General features: G+C 64.6%; 2 protein-coding genes. Both read left to right on the top strand.

All coding sequences use genetic code 11. The annotated features are described in order from the left end of the window. The first annotated feature begins 23 nt into the window (after positions 1–23). Positions 24–1505, top strand: a complete 1482-nt coding sequence (mftG, locus tag AB0M74_RS13190) for a mycofactocin system GMC family oxidoreductase MftG (RefSeq protein ID WP_364905818.1) — start codon at positions 24–26, stop codon at positions 1503–1505. 125 nt (positions 1506–1630) lie between these two features. Then, positions 1631–3001, top strand: a complete 1371-nt coding sequence (locus AB0M74_RS13195; protein WP_364905821.1) for a GAF domain-containing protein — start codon at positions 1631–1633, stop codon at positions 2999–3001. Positions 3002–3493: the final 492 nt, after the last annotated feature.

Genomic DNA, 3493 nt, shown 5'->3' on the forward strand with positions numbered 1-3493 from the left:
CTGATGCTGTGATGTTGATGTAGATGGCAGACACTCTGATCGTCGGTGGCGGCACGGCGGGTTGTGTACTCGCAGCCCGGCTGAGCGAAAACCCGGACCACACCGTGCGCCTGCTCGAGGCGGGCCCGGTGTGGGCGACGGCGGCGGAGATGCCCACCGATCTGCTCGACGCCACCCGGCTACCGGTCGGCCACGGGTCGCCATGGCTGTGGACCTACCCGGTCACTCTCGCGACGGACGATACGGGCACCGAAGTCGCGGGAAATATCGTGCGCGGCAGGGTGATCGGTGGCTCCGGTGCGATCAACGGCAGCTATTTCGTGCGCGCCACGGCGGCCGACTTCGCCGCGTGGAGCAGCGAGATCGCCTCGACCGCCTGGTCCTTCGACACGGTACTGCCGTTCTATCGGCGACTCGAGCACGACCACGATTTCGGTGACCGCCCATGGCACGGCCGAAGCGGACCCGTGCCGGTGCGCCGGATCGCCACACCTGTGCCGTTGAGCGCCGAGTTCGCCGCGGCCTGCGCCGCCGCAGGCATTCCCGAGGTCGCCGATCTGAACGCTCCGGCAGGCACCGGCCCTGCGGACGGCTTCGGCCCCGTGCCGTGCAGTATCGAGAACGGCAGGCGGGTCAGCACCGGATGGGCGTATCTGCTGCCCGCATCAGCGCGGCCGAATCTGACCGTGGTCGGTGGAATCCGGGTCACCCGCATAGAATTCCGGGGCTCGCGCGCCATCGGCGTGGAATTCCTGCGCGACGGTGTGACCGGCACGATGTCGGCCGATCGGATCGTGCTCTGCGCGGGTGCGATCGAATCGGCGGCCCTGTTACTGCGTTCGGGCGTCGGCGGTGTCGAGCAGCTTCGAACACTGGATATTCCGGTGCGCCATCCCGCGCCGGTCGGAATCGGATTCAGTGATCATCCCGAGATCGGTATCGAATACCGGCTCGATCCACCGCTGCGAACACCGGAGACGGTGCCGTTGGAATATGTGCTGAGTCTGGACGATATCGAAATCCGGCCCTACACCGTCGCGTTCACACCGGGGGTGCAGCGGCTCGGGGTGGCTTTGATGCGACCACATGCCGAAGGCGTTCTGCGACTGCGTTCGCCCGATCCTGTCGTGTCGCCATATATCGACCACCGTTATCTGTCGGCGGCACACGATCGACACCGTTTGCGGGAGGCTGTCGGCACCGCCACCGAATTGTTGCGCCGGATATCTGTGGCGCGGGTACCGAACCCGATCCCGGGATCATCCGGCGCTGCTGCCGATATGTGGCTGTGGGCGAATCTGGCTACCTCGCAACATCTGTCCGGTACGTGTCGGATGGGGCGCGCGGATGACGAACGTGCGGTGGTGGACGAGCGGTGCGCAGTGCACGGCGTGACCGGATTGTCGGTGGTTGATCTTTCGATTATCCCGGTGCCGCTCAGTCGCGGTCCGCAGGCTACGACCGTGCTGATCGCCGAGCGCGCCGCTGATTACCTCTCTCGGTGATCTGAAAGATGGGTAGGTCACATTTGTACGAGGTATGAACCGGGTGTGACCTGGCGGACAAACAAGAGCATCCGCCCTTCCACCGGAATACGCGCCGGTACAGTTCGGGGCGGAAAGAAAGGCAAATGGTCAGCAATCTTGCAGGTGGGCGGCCCCCACGGCATGGCGTCGAACCCGGCACTCAACTCGGCGCCCTCGAAGCCTATGCCGCACAAGCACACGGATATCTTAGCGCGGGTGGCGAGCAGCTTTCGCAGCTTGCCGGACTGCTGCGTCCGGTCGTGCTCGAATCATGGCTGCGCAGCGTGCGCGGCGGCGTCGATCCCATGGATATGCTCGACGGCCGGGGTCTGCGCGGCGCGGATTTACAGCGATACCGCGATGCGCATCCGATTGCCGCATTGATGCCGCTGATCGACAAACTTCTCGTACAGGACACGGCCAGAACAGGTTTGATTGTCGCGGTCTCCGATCAATTCGGTCGCGTGCTCTCGATTCACGGCAATGCCGACCATGTCACCGCGGCGGCCGAGATCGGTTTGCGGGCAGGCGACGATCTGAGTGAGCGGCGCATCGGCACGAATGCGGTCGGTCTTGTGGTGCGAACCGGAAGGGCCGCATGGATTCACGGCCCCGAGCATTTCCTGCATCGCATGCATCAGATCACCGGCGCCGCGGCGCCCGTCCACGATCCGGATGGCAGGTTGGTCGGGGTGCTGATGATCGCCGGCGGCGTCCGTGTCGCAAAGCCGGAGATTCTGGCGTTGGTCAAGGCGGCGTCGACCGCCGCGGAAATGGATCTACTGCTCACCGCGATGCGAGCGGGACAGCACGGTACGGTGCATCGGCCCGGCGGTCAGGAGGCCGTCGATGCCGCGGCGGGCCGGTTGGGTCTCGACGTGCTAGGCCTCGGCCAGCCGTTGTTGACCGTCGCGGGCGATCGAGTTCCGTTGTCGCAGCGGCATGCCGAGATTCTGCTGCTGCTCGCCGAGCACCCAGAAGGGCTGGGTGCCGACCATCTCGCGCTGCTGCTCGACGATACGGATCTGGACAACGGCACCATTCGCGCTGCCGTGTCGCGACTGCGTTCGGTGGTCGGTCCGGCCGTATTCGGTTCGCGCCCTTACCGCTTGCGCATGCATGTCGCAACCGATGTGGAGGCCTTGCGCGCCGCGCTCGACTCCGGTGATGTCGATGCCGCATTACGGCTTTATGCGGGCCCGGTGCTACCACGCTCGACCGCTCCCGGGATTGTCGACCTCCGCGACGAGCTTCGGGTCCGGCTGCGCGCTGCGGTACTGAGTTCCGGTGACGCCGCCGTCCTGCGTCGGTGGACCGCGGCCGCCGAGGGGCGCGACGATGCCACGGCGTGGACCGTCTACCGCTCGGTAGTCGATCGGGATTCGCCGCTGTATGCGCAGATCGAAGCCAAGATTCGAGTTCTCGACCGGCGCTTGGGCGTCGATGCAACGCGAATGCAACGTTCCGGCTCATAGTCTGCACATCTGAAAGTGTGGTGGCTCACACACGCGGCCCTGATGTGGTCGCGAACACAGCTCTGTCCAGGGCTTTCTGCTCACTCAATCCCGCTGGACGATCGTCCAGAAGTTTTTGGGGGAAAAAGTTCCTTTTTATTAACGAAGCGCCTAATGTTCGCATGCATGGATCTCATCCATGTGATGTAGCTGACATAGCCGCGGTGCCCGCCCGCATCGCGGCGGCGGAGTTGGAGGAACGATCAAGAGCTAGGCGCAACCGTGGCGATCCGAGTTCGCCACGGCGGTGACGCGAAGTCGCCGATCTCGTTTCACACAAATCTGTTTCGGACCCCGCGCGAGCGATGCTGCCGCGTCCCGCGCTTTCGTCGAATCGCCCCAAGGTCGGCATTTCTGCCCTGCGCCGGAGCTCGAAGGCTCTGGTGCAGAGGCTTATTCGTGCTGCCCAAAAGCATTCGGCCAGCTGTTGTTTCGCAAAACGAGGAGGCTCTG

It is taken from the genome of Nocardia sp. NPDC051463 (genome assembly GCF_040681975.1).
In the GTDB taxonomy this organism is placed as follows: Bacteria; Actinomycetota; Actinomycetes; order Mycobacteriales; family Mycobacteriaceae; genus Nocardia.